General features: G+C 61.6%; 14 protein-coding genes. 7 read left to right on the top strand and 7 right to left on the bottom strand.

Annotated elements, in window-relative coordinates:
- Positions 1–15 precede the first annotated feature (15 nt).
- The 4 genes from clpX (at position 16) to ppiD (ending at position 6,360) form a co-directional block, all read left to right on the top strand.
- The gene (gene clpX / locus ACVDHI_RS06175; protein ID WP_010674573.1) at positions 16–1,290 is read left to right on the top strand and encodes an ATP-dependent protease ATP-binding subunit ClpX; all 1,275 of its coding nucleotides are present in this window, start codon (positions 16–18) and stop codon (positions 1,288–1,290) included.
- A 139-nt stretch (positions 1,291–1,429) separates the two neighbouring features.
- Positions 1,430–3,784: an endopeptidase La gene (gene lon, locus ACVDHI_RS06180; protein WP_041215258.1), complete on the top strand. Its 2,355-nt coding sequence runs from the start codon at positions 1,430–1,432 to the stop codon at positions 3,782–3,784.
- A gap of 240 nt (positions 3,785–4,024) precedes the next feature.
- Positions 4,025–4,297, top strand: coding sequence for a nucleoid-associated protein HU-beta (gene hupB, locus ACVDHI_RS06185; protein ID WP_005315375.1), 273 nt, complete (start codon positions 4,025–4,027; stop codon positions 4,295–4,297).
- A 149-nt stretch (positions 4,298–4,446) separates the two neighbouring features.
- A complete protein-coding gene (ppiD, locus tag ACVDHI_RS06190) occupies positions 4,447–6,360 on the top strand; it encodes a peptidylprolyl isomerase (protein ID WP_042016078.1) in 1,914 nt (637 codons plus the stop codon).
- A gap of 283 nt (positions 6,361–6,643) precedes the next feature.
- Here ppiD and ACVDHI_RS06195 read toward each other — a convergent pair whose 3' ends face one another.
- From ACVDHI_RS06195 to ACVDHI_RS06215, 5 genes are all read right to left on the bottom strand, one after another.
- Entirely contained in the window at positions 6,644–8,236 is a 1,593-nt protein-coding gene (locus tag ACVDHI_RS06195) for an ABC-F family ATPase (protein WP_010674576.1), read from the bottom strand.
- A 210-nt stretch (positions 8,237–8,446) separates the two neighbouring features.
- Positions 8,447–10,102, bottom strand: coding sequence for a cation acetate symporter (locus ACVDHI_RS06200; protein WP_039039048.1), 1,656 nt, complete (start codon positions 10,100–10,102; stop codon positions 8,447–8,449).
- Positions 10,099–10,410, bottom strand: a complete 312-nt coding sequence (locus tag ACVDHI_RS06205) for a DUF485 domain-containing protein (RefSeq protein WP_039039049.1) — start codon at positions 10,408–10,410, stop codon at positions 10,099–10,101. The genes ACVDHI_RS06200 and ACVDHI_RS06205 overlap by 4 nt, the downstream gene beginning before the upstream one ends.
- A 107-nt stretch (positions 10,411–10,517) precedes the next feature.
- Entirely contained in the window at positions 10,518–11,144 is a 627-nt protein-coding gene (locus ACVDHI_RS06210) for a 3'-5' exonuclease (protein WP_039039050.1), read from the bottom strand.
- Positions 11,145–11,146: 2 nt separating this feature from the next.
- Positions 11,147–12,934, bottom strand: coding sequence for a putative nucleotidyltransferase substrate binding domain-containing protein (locus ACVDHI_RS06215; RefSeq protein ID WP_266142602.1), 1,788 nt, complete (start codon positions 12,932–12,934; stop codon positions 11,147–11,149).
- Between the two features lie 157 nt (positions 12,935–13,091).
- Between ACVDHI_RS06215 and ACVDHI_RS06220 the strand changes: the two genes are divergently transcribed.
- Positions 13,092–13,898 carry a crotonase/enoyl-CoA hydratase family protein gene (locus ACVDHI_RS06220; protein WP_039039052.1) on the top strand — a complete coding sequence of 269 codons (807 nt, stop codon included), beginning with the start codon at positions 13,092–13,094 and terminating at the stop codon, positions 13,896–13,898.
- 81 nt (positions 13,899–13,979) lie between these two features.
- Here ACVDHI_RS06220 and ACVDHI_RS06225 read toward each other — a convergent pair whose 3' ends face one another.
- Complete coding sequence (locus ACVDHI_RS06225) at positions 13,980–15,473, bottom strand: alanine/glycine:cation symporter family protein (RefSeq protein WP_041215253.1); 1,494 nt, start codon at positions 15,471–15,473, stop codon at positions 13,980–13,982.
- A 330-nt stretch (positions 15,474–15,803) separates the two neighbouring features.
- Here ACVDHI_RS06225 and ACVDHI_RS06230 point away from each other — a divergent pair, with 330 nt between their 5' ends.
- Together ACVDHI_RS06230 and ACVDHI_RS06235 are read left to right on the top strand one after the other, a co-directional pair.
- On the top strand, positions 15,804–16,217 hold the full coding sequence (locus ACVDHI_RS06230) for a GNAT family N-acetyltransferase (protein ID WP_029314462.1): 414 nt from the start codon (positions 15,804–15,806) through the stop codon (positions 16,215–16,217).
- Between the two features lie 18 nt (positions 16,218–16,235).
- On the top strand, positions 16,236–17,045 hold the full coding sequence (locus ACVDHI_RS06235; RefSeq protein ID WP_069651179.1) for a M90 family metallopeptidase: 810 nt from the start codon (positions 16,236–16,238) through the stop codon (positions 17,043–17,045).
- 78 nt (positions 17,046–17,123) lie between these two features.
- Here ACVDHI_RS06235 and ACVDHI_RS06240 read toward each other — a convergent pair whose 3' ends face one another.
- Positions 17,124–17,720 (bottom strand): acetate uptake transporter, encoded by a 597-nt coding sequence (locus ACVDHI_RS06240; RefSeq protein WP_039039055.1) that lies wholly within the window; start codon positions 17,718–17,720, stop codon positions 17,124–17,126.
- Positions 17,721–18,911: the final 1,191 nt, after the last annotated feature.

An 18,911-nucleotide genomic window follows, 5' to 3' on the forward strand; every position in this document is an offset into this window, starting at 1 on the left:
AAACGAGGTCGCTGAATGACAGAGAAACGCAAGGGTGAGGGCGACAAGCTGCTGTATTGCTCTTTCTGCGGCAAAAGCCAGCATGAAGTGCGCAAGCTGATCGCTGGCCCTTCCGTCTACGTATGTGATGAGTGTGTCGAGCTGTGCAACGACATCATCCGCGAGGAGATCCGCGAGATCTCTCCCAAGCGCGATGGTAGCGAGCTGCCGACCCCTCATGAAATCCGCGCCCATCTGGACGACTACGTGATCGGTCAGGAGTACGCCAAGAAGGTGCTGGCAGTGGCTGTCTACAACCACTACAAGCGTCTTCGCAGCGGCAGCGAGTCCGGTGGCGTGGAGCTGGGCAAATCCAACATCCTGCTGATTGGCCCCACCGGCAGCGGCAAGACTCTGCTGGCCGAGACCCTGGCTCGTCTGCTGGATGTGCCCTTCACCATGGCCGATGCCACCACCCTGACCGAAGCCGGTTACGTGGGCGAGGACGTGGAGAACATCATCCAGAAGTTGCTGCAAAAGTGCGACTACGACGTGGAGAAGGCCCAGCGCGGTATCGTCTACATCGACGAGATCGACAAGATCTCCCGCAAGTCGGACAACCCCTCCATCACCCGCGACGTCTCCGGGGAAGGGGTGCAGCAGGCACTGCTGAAACTGATCGAAGGCACCATCGCCTCCGTGCCGCCCCAGGGCGGTCGCAAGCACCCGCAGCAGGAGTTTTTGCAGGTCGACACCTCCAAGATCCTCTTCATCTGTGGTGGTGCCTTCGCGGGGCTGGACAAGGTGATCGAGCAGCGCTCCGTCAAGGGCACCGGCATCGGTTTTGGCGCCGAGGTGAAATCCAAGAATGCCAAGGCAACCCTGAGCGAGAATTTTGCCAAGGTGGAGCCGGAAGATCTCATCAAGTACGGTCTCATCCCCGAGTTCATCGGTCGTCTGCCGGTGGTCGCGACCCTGACCGAGCTTGACGAGGCTGCCCTCATCCAGATCCTGAAAGAGCCGAAAAACGCGCTGACCAAGCAGTATGCCGCGCTGTTCGCCCTGGAAGAGGTGGAGCTGGAGTTTCGTGACGACGCGCTCAATGCCATTGCCCGCAAGGCCATGGAGCGCAAAACCGGTGCCCGGGGTCTGCGTTCCATTGTCGAGGCCGTGCTGCTCGACACCATGTATGACCTGCCCTCCCTGAAAGGGGTCAGCAAGGTGGTGATCGACGAGACGGTGATCAAGGGAGACTCCGCGCCCCTGATGATCTACGACAATCCCGAGACTCAGGCCGCAGCCTCAGAGTAACTGTCTGATTTTTAATCACATAAAGGGGCTTTTTGCCCCTTTCATGCTTTTTACGGCCAAGGCGATTGAATCTCATCTTTGCGCCCCCATATACTCAGCCAAGCCTTTGCCAACGGTATAACAAGCCGAGAGGACATATATGAACCTAGAGCGTTCAGAACGCATCGAGATTCCCGTCCTGCCTCTTCGTGACGTGGTGGTCTATCCCCACATGGTCATTCCACTCTTTGTGGGGCGGGAAAAATCCATTCGCTGTCTGGAAGCGGCCATGGAGCAGGACAAGAAAGTCCTGCTGGTGGCCCAGAAGGATGCGTCGACTGACGAACCGACGGTGGAGGAAATTTTCTCCGTCGGGACAGTGGCCAATATTCTGCAGATGCTCAAGCTGCCGGACGGCACCGTCAAGGTGCTGGTGGAGGGGGGCCAGCGTGCCCGCCTTGAGCGGATGATCGACGATCGCGACTTCTTTGTCGGGGAGGCCCAGTACATCGCGTCCGCCCCCATCGAGGAGAAGGATCAGGACGTGCTGGTGCGCTCTGCCATCGGCCAGTTCGAAGGTTACATCAAGCTCAACAAGAAGATCCCGCCCGAGGTACTCACCTCGATTTCGGCGATCGACGATGCGGCGCGCCTGGCCGATACCATGGCTGCCCACATGCCGCTCAAGCTCGAAGACAAGCAGAAGGTGCTGGAAATCGCCTCCGTGTCCGAGCGCATCGAGTTTCTGATGGCCATGATGGAGTCGGAGATCGACCTGTTGCAGGTCGAGAAACGCATCCGCTCCCGGGTCAAGAAGCAGATGGAGAAGAGCCAGCGGGAGTATTACCTCAACGAGCAGATGAAGGCCATCCAGAAAGAGCTGGGTGAGCTGGAAGACAGCCCGGATGAATTCGAAGCCCTCAATCGCAAGATTGAAGAGGCCGGGATGCCGGAGGATGCCCGCGAGAAGGCCCAGGCCGAGCTCGCCAAGCTCAAGATGATGTCCCCCATGTCGGCGGAAGCCACCGTGGTGCGCAGCTATGTGGACTGGATGGTGCAGGTGCCCTGGAAGACCCGCTCCAAGGTCAAGAAAGACTTGGGCAAGGCCCAGGAGGTGCTGGATGCGGATCACTATGGCCTGGACAAGGTCAAGGATCGCATCCTCGAATACCTGGCGGTGCAGGCGCGTGTGAACAAGCTCAAGGGCCCCATCCTCTGCCTGGTCGGGCCTCCCGGGGTGGGCAAGACCTCCCTGGGCCAGTCCATCGCCAAGGCCACCGGCCGCAAGTATGTGCGCATGGCCCTGGGTGGGGTGCGTGACGAGGCGGAGATCCGTGGTCACCGTCGTACCTACATCGGCTCCATGCCCGGCAAGCTCATCCAGAAGATGGCGAAAGTCGGCGTGAAGAACCCGCTGTTCCTGCTCGACGAAATCGACAAGATGAGCTCGGACATGCGTGGCGATCCCGCTTCCGCCCTGCTGGAGGTGCTGGATCCCGAGCAGAACAGCAGCTTCAACGATCACTATCTGGAAGTGGATTATGACCTGTCGGACGTGATGTTCGTGGCCACCTCCAACTCCATGAACATCCCGGGTCCGCTGCTGGACCGGATGGAAGTGATCCGTCTGTCCGGTTACACCGAGGACGAGAAGCTCAACATTGCCAAGCAGCACCTGGTGGCCAAGCAGATCCAGCGCAACGGCCTGAAGCCTTCCGAGATCACCATCGAGGATTCGGCGCTGATCGGAGTGATTCGCTACTACACCCGCGAGGCGGGTGTGCGCAGCCTGGAGCGTGAAATCTCCAAAATCTGTCGCAAGGCAGTCAAACGCATCCTGCTGGACAAGAGCATCAAGCATGTTCAGGTCAACCAGGAGAACCTCAAGGAGTTCCTGGGGGTACAGCGCTTTGACTATGGCAAGGCCACCGACCAGAACCAGATTGGTCAGGTGTGCGGGCTGGCGTGGACCGAAGTGGGGGGCGATCTGCTCACCATCGAGACCACCAACATGCCAGGCAAGGGCAAGCTCACTTACACCGGTTCCCTCGGTGACGTGATGCAGGAGTCCATCCAGGCGGCCATGACGGTGGTGCGGGCCCGTGCCGAGAAGCTGCGTATCAACGGCGACTTCTACGAGAAGCGAGACATCCACGTGCACGTGCCGGAAGGGGCGACCCCGAAAGACGGCCCGAGCGCCGGTATCGCCATGTGTACCGCCCTGGTCTCCAGCCTCACCGGCAACCCAGTGCGCGCCGACGTGGCCATGACAGGGGAAATCACCCTGCGTGGCGAGGTGTTGCCCATCGGTGGTCTCAAGGAGAAACTGCTGGCAGCCCACCGTGGTGGCATCAAGCGTGTGCTGATCCCGAAAGAGAACGAACGTGACCTCGAGGAGATCCCGGCCAACGTCAAACAAGATCTTGAAATCTATCCGGTTCGCTGGATTGATGAGGTGCTTGCACTGGCGTTGCAGGACAATCCGCAAGGTTTCGAACGCGTTTCTGTCGTGTAAATGTTGATGCGCCGCAAATTTGGCGCATTCGGGGGGTGGTTAAGGCTTGCATGCACCGGACAACGGAAGTAGCCTTGACCACCGATCGGGTACTCATGATGAGTCGCAATGCGTGATGTGGCGCGGGTTTGCGCCAGATTGTCACTTGCAACTGATCAGGAGGCTTGTTATAAAACCTCCACTTGTTGTGGCCAGGGAAATCAGCGCCGCAGCGATGTTCGATAAAAGGGGAATATAAGAGTGAATAAATCTCAACTGATTGACAAGATTGCAGACGGTGCTGATATCTCCAAAGCTGCCGCTGGCCGTGCGCTGGATGCCTTCATCGATGCCGTGGGCGAAGCCCTGAAAGAGGGTGACCAGGTTGCTCTGGTTGGTTTCGGTACTTTCGCCGTTCGCGAGCGTGCAGCCCGTTCCGGCCGCAACCCGCAAACTGGTGCGACCATCGAAATCGCTGCCGGTAAAGTTCCTGCCTTCAAAGCCGGCAAGGCCCTGAAAGACGCGGTCAACTAAGCCGGTCGCTGATATCTATCGGCACCGTCCTTGGTCTCTGACCAGACAAGTGAGAGGGCTCTCCCTCATACTGCTTGACCAAGGCGCATCGCAATCGGTGCGCCTTTTCATTATTTACGCCCATCGAGTTCGGGAGCATAAGTACAAACATGATGTTGGATAAACTACGCGAAGGGGCGCAGGGCAAGGTAGCCAAGGTTATCTTGGGCCTGATCATCCTCTCCTTTGCCTTGGCCGGGGTAGGCAGCTACCTCAATGGCCCGGCACGTACCGCCCCCGCCACCGTCAACGGCAATGACATCAGTGCCCCCGCACTGGAGAATGCCTACCGCAATGAGCGGGCCCGCATGGAATCCCAAATGGGTGAGGCCTTCAACCAGCTGGCCGCCAATCCCGATTACATGAAACAGTTCCGCCGTGGCGTGCTGGACCGTCTGATCGATCAGGCGCTGATCGATGACAAGGCCCGCTCCCTGGGTCTGCGCGTCAGCGATGAGCAGATCAAGCAGGCCATCGTCGCCATGCCCGAGTTTGCCGAGAACGGCAAGTTCAGCAATGACCGCTACCTGCAGCTCATTCGCCGTGCCGGCATGACCCCCGAGATGTTCCGCGACTCCCTGCGCCAGGACATGGTGCGCCAGCAATTGATGGGCGCCGTGCTGGGATCGGAGTTCGCCCTCAAGGGTGAGGCCGAGCAACTGGATCGTCTCTACAACCAGACCCGTGACCTGCGCCTGATCCGTCTGGCCGCTTCCGCCTATGTGGACGGGATCGAGGTGAGCGATGCCGAGGTGGAGCAGTTCTACAAGGCCAACAGCGCTCGCTTCATGAACGACGAGACGGTCAAGGTCGACTATCTGCTGCTCGATGCCGCGAACCTTGGCAAGAACATCAAGGTCACCGAGCAGGATGCCCAGGATTACTACGACCAGCATCAGGATCTGTTCCAGCGTCCCGAGCGCCGTCAGGTGGCGCACATCCTGATCCCGTTTGGCAAGGATGAAAAGGCCGCCGAGCAGAAAGCCGAGGCCGTGCTGGCCAAGGCCAAGGCAGGTGACGATTTCGCCGCGCTGGCCAAGGCCGACTCCTCCGATACCTTCTCCGCGAAGAAGGGCGGGGAGCTCGACTGGTTCGAGAAGGGGGTGATGGACCCTGCCTTTGAGAAAGCCGCGTTCGCGCTGGCCAAGGCTGGCGATCTCTCCGCCGTGGTGAAGAGCCCGTTCGGCTTCCACATCATCAAGCTGCTGGGAGTCGAGCCTGCCAAGACCAAGCCCTTCGTGGACGTGATGAGCGATACCATCGCCCGTCTGCAGTCTGAGAAGGCCAAGGAGCAGTTCTTCGCCGAGCAGCAGAAGATGGCCGACAGCAGCTTCGAGAACCCGGACTCCTTGGACTTGACCGCCGAAGCCATGGGCCTCCAGGTGCAGTCCACCGGCTATTTCAGCCAGGCCGATGCGCCGGCACCGCTCAATGATCCCAAGGTGCTCTCCGTGGCATTCTCCGAACAGCTGCGCGATGACAACACCAACTCCGACGTGATCGAGCTGGCCGACGGCAAGGCGCTGGTGCTGCACATCATGGGTCACCAGCCGAAGGCGGCCAAGCCGCTTGCCGAGGTGAAAGAGCAGGTGATCACCGCTATCAAGCACGACAAGGCCAGTGAAGTGGCCCGTGGCAAGGCCCAGGGTCTGCTGGACAAGCTCAAGGCCGGTGAGAACGTTCAGGCCGACCTGACCGCGCTGGGTCTGAAAGTGGATACCCATACCGGTGTATCCCGTTTCGCCCAGGAGATGGATCAGAACCTGGTGACCCAGGCGTTCCGCATGCCCCATCCGACCGATGGCAAGCCGAGCGTCGAGCTGGTGACCGAAGCCAACGGTGATCGTGTGGTGGTGGCGCTGGACAAGGTCAACGTCATCAAGGAGCCGTCCCAGATGGTGAGCCTGCTGCAAGGTCAGCTGGGTCAGGGCAAGGCACAGGCCGACTACAAGTCGCTGATCGACGAGCTGCGCAAGGCGGCCAAGATCGAATACTTCACCGACGTGGAAGCCACTGTCGAGTAAGTCAGCCTCACGGCCCCAAGTGTGAAAACGGCTCCATGATGGAGCCGTTTTTTTGTGCCATCAACAGCCCGGCAGAGCGGGCGGGCGCAGGAGGGAAGGGGCCAGGCACGGGCCTGTGCTGCCTATCCTGGCTGGGGATGAGCGGGACAGGTGTATGACAGCGCGCTGTACTCTTGCTCTCCTTATCCCCAATCCTTCTCTTGCTGTGGGGCGTGATAAAGGAGGCATAAAAAAACCGGCGCACGAGGCGCCGGTTCTGATCGCTTTGCTTGAAGGCGGGGAATTACACCACACCCTGGGTGCGCAGGTAATCCTCGTAGGTGCCGCCGAAGTCGCGGATGCCGTCTTCGGTCAGCTCCAGGATGCGGGTCGCCAGGGAGGAGACGAACTCGCGGTCGTGGGAGACGAAGATCAGGGTGCCCTTGTACATCTCCAGCGCCAGGTTCAAGGATTCGATGGATTCCATGTCCAGGTGGTTGGTCGGTTCATCCATGATCAGGATGTTGGGGCGCTGCATCATCAGCTTGCCGAACAGCATGCGGCCCTGTTCACCACCGGAGAGCACCTTGACCGGCTTCTTGATGTCGTCCTGGGAGAAGAGCAGACGGCCCAGCACGGAGCGCACCGCCTGCTCGTCTTCGTTCTCCTGCTTCCACTGGGCCATCCAGTCGAACACATTGAGATCGGTGTCGAAATCTTCGGCGTGATCCTGGGCGTAGTAGCCGATCTGGGCGTTCTCGGACCACTTGATGGTGCCGGTATCCGGTGCCAGGGCACCGACCAGCGTCTTGATCAGGGTGGACTTACCGATCCCGTTGGTACCCAGGATGGCGACCTTCTCGCCCACTTCCAGCATCATGTTGAGCCCCTTGAACAGGGGACCGTCGCCATAACCCTTGGAGACGCCTTCGATCTCCAGGATGTTGCGGTAGAGCTTCTTGTCCTGCTCGAAGCGGATGAAGGGGTTCTGACGGCTGGAGACCTTCACTTCCTCAATCTTGATCTTGTCGATCTGCTTGAGGCGGGAGGTAGCCTGGCTGGACTTGGAGGCGTTGGCGCTGAAGCGGGAGACGAAGGATTGCAGATCGGCGATCTGGGCCTTCTTCTTGGCGTTGTCGGCCAGCAGGCGCTCGCGGGCCTGGGTGGCAGCCAGCATGTACTCGTCGTAGTTGCCCGGGTAGACCCGCAGCTCGCCGTAGTCCAGATCCGCCATGTGGGTGCAGACGGAGTTCAGGAAGTGACGGTCGTGAGAGATGATGATCATGGTGCTTTCACGATCGTTGAGCACCTGCTCCAGCCAGCGAATGGTGTTGATGTCCAGGTTGTTGGTCGGTTCGTCCAGCAACAGGATGTCGGGGTTGGAGAACAGCGCCTGCGCCAGCAGTACCCGCAGCTTCCAGCCCGGGGCCACTTCGCTCATCGGGCCGTTGTGCTGCTCGATGGGAATACCGGCACCCAGCAGCAGTTCGCCTGCGCGGGATTCGGCGGTGTAGCCATCATATTCGGCGACCAGGCCTTCCAGCTCGGCGGCCTTCATGTAGTCGTCGTCGGTGGCCTCCAGGTTGGCGTAGATGGCATCGCGTTCGGCGATGGCGGCCCACAGCTCGGTGTGGCCCATCATGACCACGTCCAGTACGCGCATCTCTTCGTAGGCAAACTGATCCTGGCGCAGCTTACCGATGCGCTCGTTGACATCCAGGCTCACATTGCCGCCGGTGGGTTCGAGATCGCCGCCGAGGATCTTCATGAAGGTGGACTTGCCACAGCCGTTGGCACCGATGAGGCCGTAGCGGTTGCCGCCGCCAAACTTGACGCTGATGTTCTCAAACAGCGGCTTGGCGCCGAACTGCATGGTGATGTTGTTGCTTGAAAGCACTGGAATGTCCCGGTTGGTCTGTCAAATGGCGCGCATTATGGCACAGATCCCCCGAAAGTTTTAGCAGGAACTGTGATCTGGCCCCATTGCAGGGGGGAAGGTTTCACGACCAGGCCGGCAACGGGCTCCGGCCTCTCTTGCAGAGGGGAGGCGAGGGGGCGGTCATGAAAAAAGCCGGCACTGGGCCGGCTTGGATGCGTAGGATGCCACTTAGTGGGCGGAGGCGCCGGAGGCACCGAGCCCGGTCTGGGAGCGGACGAACTGCGGGAAGAACTTGGCATGCTCGTCGGAGGCTGCCTGGGACTTGTCGGTGACCGAGAAGAACCAGATCCCGATGAAGGCCAGCCCCATGGAGAAGAGCGCCGGGTATTCGTAGGGGAAGATGGCCTGGGCATGACCCAGCACCTTCACCCAGACGGTGGGGCCCAGGATCATCAGGGTCACGGCGCTGATGAGACCGAGCCAGCCGCCATAGACGGCGCCACGGGTGGTCAGGCGGGACCAGAACATGGAGAGGAAGAGCACCGGGAAGTTGCAGCTCGCTGCGATGGAGAAGGCCAGGCCCACCATGAAGGCGATGTTCTGCTTCTCGAACAGGATGCCAAGGCCGATGGCGACCACACCCAGCACCAGGGTGGTCATCTTGGAGACACGCAGCTCGTCGGCCTCGTTGGCCTTGCCTTCCTTGATGACGCAGGCATAGAGGTCGTGAGAGACCGCGGAGGCCCCCGCCAGGGTCAGCCCGGCCACGACCGCCAGTATGGTCGCAAACGCCACGGCGGAGATGAAGCCCAGGAACAGGCTGCCGCCCACCGCGTCGGCCAGATGGACCGCCGCCATGTTGGTGCCCCCCAGCAGGGCGCCGGTGGCGTCCTTGAAGTCCGGGTTGGTGCTGACCAGCAGGATGGCGCCAAAGCCGATGATGAAGGTGAGGATGTAGAAGTAGCCGATGAAGCCGGTGGCATAGAACACCGATTTACGGGCTTCCTTGGCATCGCTCACGGTGAAGAAGCGCATCAGGATGTGGGGCAGACCGGCGGTACCGAACATCAGGGCCAGCCCAAGGGAGATGGCGGAGATGGGGTCGGCGACCAGGCCCCCCGGGCTCATGATGGCCGCACCATTGGCATGCACCTTGACCGCTTCGCTGAACAGGGTACCGACGTCGAAGTTGACGGACTTCATCACCATGATGGCCATGAAGGAGGCGCCGGAGAGCAGCATCACCGCCTTGATGATCTGTACCCAGGTGGTGGCCAGCATGCCGCCGAACAGCACGTAGAGCACCATCAGGATGCCGACCAGCACCACGGCCACGTGGTATTGGAGGCCGAACAGCAGCTCGATGAGCTTGCCGGCACCGACCATCTGGGCGATGAGGTAGAGGGCGACCACCACCAGGGAGCCGCTGGCGGAGAGGCTGCGCACCGAGGTCTGCTTGAGGCGGTAGGAGGCCACGTCGGCAAAGGTGTACTTGCCGAGGTTGCGCAGCCGCTCCGCGATCAGGAACAGTATGATGGGCCAGCCCACCAGGAAGCCGATGGAGTAGATGAGACCGTCATAGCCCGAGGTGTAGACCAGGGCGGAGATGCCGAGGAAGGAGGCGGCGGACATGTAGTCACCGGCGATGGCCAGACCGTTCTGGAAGCCGGTGATGCGCCCACCGGCGGCGTAGTAGTCGGAAGCCGAGCGGTTGCGCTTGGAGGCCCAGTAGGTGATGAACAGGGTGGCGGCCACGAAGACCACGAACATCACGATGGCCGAGATATTGAGGGGTTGGCGTTGCACCTCGCCGCTGATGGCGTCGGCCGCCAGCAAGGGGGTGGAGATCAGACCTGCCAGCGGCAGCAGAAACTTGCCTTTCATGATTGCGCTCCCTTGAGGATCTTCTGGTTCAGTTCGTCGAACTCGCCGTTGGCACGAAATACGTAGATACCGGTCAGCACGAAGGCCGATACGATGAGGCCAATCCCGACCGGGATGCCACGGGTGATGCTGGAGCCTTCGCTCAAGGGGGTGCCAAGCCAGCCAGGTGCAAAGGCGATGAGCAGGATGAACGCCAGGTAGAGCCCCAGCATCAGGATGGAGAGGGTCCAGGCAAAACGCTGGCGTTTGGCGACCAGTGCCTGGAAGTTGGGATCTTGCTGGATCCGAAGATACGGTTGCTGTTCCATTGCAGTTCTCCATGACAGTGAATGTCAGCGGTGGATGAGGGGTTCCCTACCGGACAGCACGGCTGTCCATGTAAGCAAAATGTGAATTAAATGTTATTGCTGAACAATTAGACTTTGGGATAAGCCAGCGGGCCGCCCTGATGCAGGCGTACAAAGACAAGGGCGGCGGTGACGGCATCGCTCAGGGCGTCGTGGGGGGGCAGGGCTGGCAGCGCCAGATGGCGACAGATCGCGGCCAGGTGCAGATCGATGGCGGCATCGGGATAGCGGCGATAGAGGTGATCGTGATAGAGGCGGCTCACCTCGATGCCGCGCTGGGGCAGGGTGAGCCCCCACAGCCGTTGGCAGGCGAGGTTGAGAATGCGCAGGTCATAGGCGATGTGATACCCCACCAGCTCACGGGGGCCGATGAACTCCAGCAGCGCGCGCAGCGCGGGCTCCAGTGCCATTCCCTGTTGCAGATCCTGATGGCGCAGGCCGTGGATCACCACGGACCCGGCGCTCAGGCTGGCGGGAGCCTGGACTCGGATGGCAAGGGCATCGCCCGTCTCTATCCGGTTGCCCCGGATACGCACCGCCCCGATGGAGACGATCTCCGCCAGCGCTGGATCCAGGCTGGTGGTCTCGAAGTCCAGCGCCACCCACTCGTCGCCAGCAGGGCGGGCAAAGAGCGGGGCAAACTCCCCCTCCCGAAACGTCCTGCCAAGCCAGCGGCGGCGCCAGTGCTTCCACATCGCTATTGCCTAAGACGAAAGTGCAAGGTGAGCCATTGCTGGAACTTCTTCACCTGGTGCAGGGCATGGCGCAGCAGATCCCGCTCTGCGGGGCCGAGGTCTGCCACCCGCACCCGTCCGTCTCCCTCCTGCAACTGGCTGCGCAGCCGAAGCCGCATGAACAGCCGGAAGGCCTCCGCCAGATTGGTGCCATAGTCCCGGCTGAGGCGTCCCTGGCCCACCAGGGCCTCGATGCGCCCCGTGGTCGAGGTCTCCAGGATCCCCGCCTCCAGGGAGAGTACCCGGACGCCGTGGACAAGGGGGAAGAGGCCGCCCCGCTTGAGATCCAGCCCCTCCGGGGCTTGCTCCAGCCTGCCAAAGAGGGTGAGGGGGGCGTGAAAGGCGACGGCGGCCCTTGCCATCTCCGCCAGCAGATCCGGCCGGTCGGCGAGGCAGGCCCGCAGGTGGCGGGCGACGGGGGCGAGCCGGGCGCGATCTCCCGTGATGGCCTGGGCATCGGCCAGGGTGGCGAGCCAGAGCAGATCCGCTTCGCTGGCGCGCACACAGGCCTGCTCTATCCCTTGCAGCCAGCCGCCAAGCGGCTTCACCCAGGCCGGGTTGTTGACCATCACCCTGCCCGGGCAAGGGGGATAACCCAGGCGCGCCAGCAGGGCGCTGAAGGCGGCCAGATCCACCGACTGGGTGGGCCACGGCAGGCCATCCGGCAGGATCAGGGCATTGTCCTGATCGGTTTTCTGGATCTGCTCGCCACGCCCCTCCGACCCCAGCATCAGCAGGCACACCTGCTCTTGCTGCGCTGCGGGGATCACCAGGGAAAAGGCCTTGGCGATCAACTGCTCGTTGATGGTGGCGATGAGCTTCATCAGGAACAGGGTGTGGATCCCCTGGGCAAACAGGGAGCGAATGAGTTGCTGCTGCTCCCGGGCGACTGCCTCGAGGGCGGCCGGGGAGTCGGCGCGGGCGATGCGCAGGGTCAGCACATGGGAGTGGGTGGAGAAGAGCCCGAGCACCTGGGTCAGATGCAGGATGCCTGCCACCTCCTGCCCCTGCCAGATGACCAGGCGCTTGATGCGGTGGCGGGTCATCAGCAGCAGGGCATCGAACAGATAGCTCCCCAGTGGCAGACCCGTCAGCGGGGTGGGGGTCAGCACCGCCAGCGGCGCACTGAGCGGCAATCCCTTGAGGGTGAGGGCGTGGAGCAGGGTCTTGCGGGTGGCCAGGCTCAGGCTGCCGTCTGCTCCGGGATAGAGCAGGCAGTCGGTGCCCCTGGCCACCATGGCCTCGGTGGCGGCCAGGAGCGAGAGGCTGCTTTCCACGATGAGCGGCGCCTGCAGATGGTCGGGAGCGATACGGGTCAGGATGAACTCCGCCAGGTTCTGCTGTCCGAGCTGACTGCGCCGCTCCTGCTCCCGCTGGCGCTCCGCCAGGGTGGCGGTGAAGTAGCGGGCGATATGGGGGTGCGCGTCGCACAGGGCCAGAAAGACGGGGCGGGGAATGAGCTGGCAGAGGGTATCTTCCAGGGCGGCGAAACGGTGGCGGCAGTGCCCGTCAAACTGGGCACGGACGTCGAACATGTCCCCCTCGCCATAGTCCCCAAAGGATTGATGGGGGGCAGACTCTTCCACGGCCCCCTTGATGATGAGGTAGAGCCCGGCGGGCTCCTCCCCGGCGTGCTGCACCGTCTGGCCCGCGCGAAAGTAGCAGATGCTGAGGTGCTGACCGAGCCGCTGGCGTGCCTCCTCGTCCAGGCCGTCGAACGGTGGACGGGCAAAATTGAACAGAAGTGACATGAGAGGCTCCACCGTGACCATGGGGCCAGTCTGACAAAGGCTCCACCACCGGGCCAGCCGACTTTAGTCGCAGGCCCGGGGCGGCCTCCCTGTACCTGCCCATAACACTCTGGTAACGTTGTGGTATGACCAGTTGAATCAAAGGACGAAGACGGAGATGGAAAAGCCAAGGGTCAAATGGGTGTTTCAGGAGGGGATTGCCGAGGTGATGCTCTGCCGGGGGGACAAGCTCAACGCGCTGGATCGGGCCATGTTCGACGCCATCGACGAGACGCTGAACGCGGTATCCCGGCAAAAAGGGTTGCGGGCCGTGATCCTGCACGGGGAGGGGCGGGCGTTCTGCGCCGGGCTGGATGTGAAATCCATGCTGAGACAGCCGGTGGCGGCGCTGGAGATCCTCAAGCGCGAGGCGGACGAGGCGACCAACCTGGCCCAGCGGGTGGCCTATGGCTGGCATCAGTTGCCGGTGCCCGTGATTGCGGTGACCCAGGGGGTCTGTTTTGGCGGCGGCCTGCAGATAGCGCTCGGCGCCGATTTTCGCTTCAGCACCCCGGACTGCCGCTTCTCGGTGATGGAGATCAAGTGGGGCATCATCCCCGACATGAGCGGCAGCGTCACCCTGCGCAACCTGATGGGGATGGATACTGCCATGGAGCTTGCCATGAGCGGGCGCGAGCTGGAAGCCAGCGAAGCCAAGTCCCTCGGCCTGGTGAGCCGGGTGTGCGCGGATCCCCTGGAAGAGGCGCGGGCCTTTGCCCGGACCCTGATCACCAAGTCGCCGGATGCGCTGGCGGGGATCAAGCAGCTCTACACCCAGGCCTGGGCTCGCAGTGACGAGACCATGCTCAAGGAAGAGACCCGGTTGCAGAGGCAGATCCTGGGGCGTCCCAACCAGTGGCGGGCGACCCTCAACAGCCTGTTTCGCTGGCGCCTGCCGTTCGGACCCCGCCGCAACGCGCTCTGAACCGGCGCTCACTCTCAAGAGAGCACAAATAAAAATGGCAGCCTAGGCTGCCATTTTGTTATCTGTTTAGGGGTCAACGGTTCAGGTGGACTGACGGTCCGGTTCGAAGGGGTGACCGGATTGCTCCTGCTCCAGGTTTTGCTCGGAACGGCGGCCGGTCCAGTAGTCGGCGTTCTTGATGCCGAGCTTTTCCGGGTGGAACACGGGATCCAGTCCCATTGCCTTCTGGGCCTCATAGTCTTTCAGACAGGCGAAGGCGGGCTTTTGCAGCATCAAAATGGCGCCGATGTTGAGCCAGGCCATCAGGCCGACGCCGATGTCACCCAGACCCCAGGCCAGATCGGCGGTCTTGACGGTGCCGTAGACGGTGGATGCCATCAGTGCCAGCTTGAGCAGGAAGGTGAGCCAGGGGCGGTTAATCTTGCGATTGACAAAAGCGATGTTGGTTTCGGCGATGTAGTAGTAGGCCACGATGGTGGTGAAGGCGAAGAAGAACAGGGCGATGGCGACGAAGTAGTTGCCAAAGCCTGGCATCATGCTTTCCATGGCGGTCTGCACATAGCCTGGGCCGGCGGCCACGCCGGCGATGCCGGTGTAGAGGGCGGCACCGTCCGGACCCTGCACGTTGTACAGGCCGGTGATGAGCAGCATGAAGCCGGTGGCGGAGCAGACGAACAGGGTGTCGATGTAGACGGAGAACGCCTGCACCAGACCCTGCTTGGCCGGGTGGCTCACCGCGGCGGCGGAGGAGGCGTGCGGACCCGTGCCCTGGGCGGCTTCGTTGGAGTAGACCCCGCGCTTGACGCCCCACATGATGGCCAAGCCCAGAATGGCGCCGAAGCCGGCGTCCATCCCGAAGGCGCTCTTCCAGATGAGCAGGATCACGCCCGGCAGCTGGCCGATGTTCAGGGCGATGATGACGCAGGCGACGATGATGTAACCCAGCGCCATGAAGGGCACCACGGTACTGGCGAAGTTGGCGATGCGCTTGACGCCGCCGAAGATGATGAAACCGAGCAGCAGCGCCAGACCGGCGGCGGTCACGTTGGGGTCGATGGCAAAGGCGGTCTGCAGGCTGGAGCCGATGGAGTTCGCCTGTACGCCCGGCAGCAGCACGCCGCAGGCGAAGATGGTGGCGATGGCGAAGGTCCAGGCGTACCACTTCATGCCGAGCCCCTTCTCGATGTAGAAGGCCGGACCGCCGCGGTATTCACCGTTGATCTTCTCCTTGTAGACCTGGCCCAGGGTGGACTCCACGAAGGCGGAGCTGGCGCCGAGGAAGGCAACCATCCACATCCAGAACAGGGCGCCCGGGCCGCCGAAGGTGATGGCGGTGGCCACACCGGCGATGTTGCCGGTACCGACGCGACCGGCCAGGGTCATGGCAAGGGCCTGGAAGGAGGAGACGCCCGCATCCGTACTCTTGCCATCGAACATCAGGCGTACCATTTCCTTGATATGACGCAGTTGCAGGAAACGGCTGCGCAGGGAGAAGTAGAGGCCTACCCCCAGACACAGATAGATGAGCGCTGGGCTCCAAATCACGCCATTGATGGCATTGACGATCTCATTCATGTACAACAACTCCTTTGTTGCGCTGTCTTGGCGAGGTCTATATGCCTCGCTCCCTTAACATTGAAATATGCGGTGACCAAGGGGGTCACTCAGGATTGTGCGGGACTTTCGACTGGTTAGTCCGCGGGATTTAACATATCGGTTTGTTCAGGGCCTTCCTAGTGAAAAGTGTTGTGACTTTGTTAATTTGTGAATTGACATTAACAAATGGTGAATGGAACTGGACAAGATTCGGTACATACCCATCATCTGCCGCTTTGCCATGCCCAGAGGGCTGATTGAGGTAATGCAAATAGGAGGCCAGGAGTGGCAACAAGGGAAAACAGATACATCATTCGCCTCGCCGGGGAGGCGGATGGGGCCGGATTGACGGGGTTGTTTGCCCAGCTGGGCTACCCCAACCCTGACGGGGCGGTCAGCGCCAGGCTGGCCCAGCCCGATCCGGCGCGGGAGGTCCTGGTGGCCCTGTGCGAGGGGATCCCGGTGGGGGTGCTGGTGTGGCACCACTTGCAACCCATGCACCTTGCACCAGCCTGGGGCCTGATCTCGGCGCTGGTTGTCGATGAGGGTGCAAGGGGTGGGGGCATCGGGGCCCTGCTGCTGGCGGCGGCAGAGCAGCGGGCGGCAGCCCTGGGGTGCGGCCAGCTGGAGCTCTCCAGCAGCCTCAAGCGCGAAGGGGCGCACCGATTTTATCTGGCGCAAGGGTATTGCGAGCGTCCGAAACGTTTTGTGAAAGCTGTCTGATTGGCAAGAGGAGTCCGTGTGTTCTGGTCCAGGTTGAAAGAGGTATTGGGTGGTGCATCTCCCCGGGAGCCCCGTCTCCCCGAAGAACAGGAGTGGCGCGAGGCGCTGGCGGCGGTGCCCATCTTGCAGGGGCTTGAAGAAGAAGAGGCGCAGAAGCTGATGGAGCTGGCGCGCCATTTTCTCTCGCGCAAGACCCTCACCCAGATCGGGGTGGAACTGACGCCCCGCCAGCAGGGGGTGCTGGCCCTGCAGGCAGTGCTGCCCATCCTGCACCTGGGGTTCGATTGGTATCGAGGGTTCCACGAGGTGATCATCATCCCCGAGCCCGTGACCCGTCGTCAGGAGGTGCAGGACGAGTTCGGGCTGGTGAGCGAATTTGAAGAGGAGAACGCCGGTGAATCCTGGCCCCAGGGGCCGCTGGTGCTGGCCTGGAGCGAATTGCAGCAGGACGGTGACTGGGACGGATTCAACCTGGTGATCCATGAGCTTGCCCACAAGCTCGACATGCTGGGAGGGGATGCGGACGGTGCACCGCCCTTGCCGCGGGGCATGGATCCCCAGCAATGGACCCGGGCGCTACAAGGTGCGTTTGACGAGATGAACGATCAGTTGACCAGAGAGGAGGTGACCGAGATAGACCCCTACGCTGCCTCGCATCCCGCCGAATTCTTCGCGGTGTGCAGCGAGAGCTTCTTCACCGATCCGTTGCGTCTGCGTGCCGTCTACCCCGCGGTCTATGACCAGTTCGCCCGCTTCTACGGCCAGGATCCCGCAGGCCGCTACCCGGCCACCCGGTTGCTGGCGGGAGATCCCGGAGCGCAGGGCTGACCGGCACGGCGTCCGGGCGGCAGAAACACAAAAGGCACCCGAGGGTGCCTTTTTCGTGACAGCGATGTCGCCGGGTGCTTAGGCAGCGGCTTTGAGCTCGACGGGAGCGGCTTTCTTCTGCTCGCCGATGGGCAGCACGGTGCGACCGAACTGCTCGTTGATCACGGTGGCCATGGCCAGGTAGATGGCGCTGGCGCCGCAGATGATGCCTTCGAAACCGGCGATGGTGCCGATCAGGGTGCTGCCGGTGAAGTCACGGGCGGCCAGCAGGAAGAACAGCACGGTCAGGGAGGCGAACACGAACTGCTTCACGCGGGGGAAGTTGACAGTCCCGATCAGCATGAACAGGGTGAACATGCCCCACATCAGCAGGTACCAGCCCATGTAGGCGTGGGGAGTGGCCTCGGCCAGACCCATGGTCGGCATCACCAGCAGGAACACCAGGCTCCACCAGAAGGTGCCGTAGGAGATGAAGGCGGTGACACCGAAGGTGTTGCCACGCTTGTACTCCATGATGCCGGCGATGATCTGGGCCAGACCGCCATAGCACAGACCCATGGCCAGGATCATGGCGCTGATGGGGAAGAAACCTGCGTTATGGATGTTCAGCAGAATGGTGGTCATACCGAAACCCATCAGACCCAGAGGGGCAGGGTTGGCCAATTTTTCGCTCACGTGGTGTTCTCCAACAATAGAGGTGGGGTTGATAAAAGACGCGCGATTTTAGGCAGGCTCAGGGTCCCGGGCAAGGGGGGGACACACAGAAATGGTAAAAAAAGAACACGAAAGTTTAAGTGACCAATCATTCGTGCCATTCAGGTAGACGAGTGGTGAATGAAAAACGTTTTCAACGTTGCGATTTTGTATAAAAGGCACCTTGGCATGAAAGTCGGCAACGATGGTGGTGACTGGGATTGGTGAGGGAAACGCGCCCCGGATGGTCGCGTCATGGCGGCTTGATTGAAAAATGAGTTCATATGCCATCAGACCAGAGTGTTTCCCTCCTGTTTGTGACCCATGGACCTCCCGTATCGCTTGCCATCGCAGTGTCCGTTGCGCTCCCCATTTTCTCGTCAACCCCGCGCTCGCCACCGTGTTCCCTACACAAGGGCGGGGCGCCTGAGAAACCCGCAGGCGCGCTGTGTTGACTGCCACGGGCGAAAGGGGCGCAAGATTAACGGGTGGGCTCAGAGGCTGCCCTTGTCAGAAAGCCAGAGGCGGGATGGGCCATGGGCCCAGATGACAAAAACCAAGACGCAAGAGGGTGAGCCAAGGGATCGCCCTGTGGCCGGAGGCTTCAACATGGCAGAGACGGCAGCACCGGTTGTACTGGTGAAAAAGCGTCAAGACGGGAGGCATGGCGTCATGGGCTAGCCAGGTGACAAAAGCCGAGACGCAAGAGGTTGGGCCAAGGGCGCGGCGTTCTGTGGCAGAGAGCCTCAAGATGGAAAGTGCGGCAGAACGGGGGCCAGTGAAGACGCTTCGAAATGGAAGGGGGCGCGGGGTTGGCCCTGTGGCGCGCGCGAGAGGGTGTTCAGGATTGGCCCGATTAGACACTGTATATCTAATCGGGCCATCTATTTTGACATGCCGACATGCCGACATGCCGACATGCCGACATGCCGACATGCCGACATGCCGGATAACTGGATTGTTCGGGACGGCTAGCGAGAGACAAATCCTGATGGCAGGGGTCAGCGGGAGGTTAGAGAAGGGGAGGCAAGCAGCCAAGGTCGCCTCCTGCCTCTGATCGGTCAGACCGGTAGCCAGGGATAAGGAGAGCCCACCTCGTGCCCGCCACGGTGAAAGACTCAGCAAGGGACAGGGATCCGCTTCCTTTATTCCCTCGTGGAGAGACGCTACCAG

This window comes from Aeromonas sp. 25-248, from assembly GCF_053005425.1.

Excerpts from the sequence above, each read along its gene's own strand:
- ACVDHI_RS06225 (WP_041215253.1), bottom strand. The coding sequence starts at position 15,473 with ATGAATGAGATCGTCAATGCCATCAATGGCGTGATTTGGAGCCCAGCG.
- ACVDHI_RS06210 (WP_039039050.1), bottom strand. The coding sequence starts at position 11,144 with ATGTGGAAGCACTGGCGCCGCCGCTGGCTTGGCAGGACGTTTCGGGAG.
- ACVDHI_RS06205 (WP_039039049.1), bottom strand. The coding sequence starts at position 10,410 with ATGGAACAGCAACCGTATCTTCGGATCCAGCAAGATCCCAACTTCCAG.
- clpX (WP_010674573.1), top strand. The coding sequence starts at position 16 with ATGACAGAGAAACGCAAGGGTGAGGGCGACAAGCTGCTGTATTGCTCT.
- lon (WP_041215258.1), top strand. The coding sequence starts at position 1,430 with ATGAACCTAGAGCGTTCAGAACGCATCGAGATTCCCGTCCTGCCTCTT.
- ppiD (WP_042016078.1), top strand. The coding sequence starts at position 4,447 with ATGATGTTGGATAAACTACGCGAAGGGGCGCAGGGCAAGGTAGCCAAG.
- ACVDHI_RS06200 (WP_039039048.1), bottom strand. The coding sequence starts at position 10,102 with ATGAAAGGCAAGTTTCTGCTGCCGCTGGCAGGTCTGATCTCCACCCCC.
- ACVDHI_RS06220 (WP_039039052.1), top strand. The coding sequence starts at position 13,092 with ATGGAAAAGCCAAGGGTCAAATGGGTGTTTCAGGAGGGGATTGCCGAG.
- ACVDHI_RS06215 (WP_266142602.1), bottom strand. The coding sequence starts at position 12,934 with ATGTCACTTCTGTTCAATTTTGCCCGTCCACCGTTCGACGGCCTGGAC.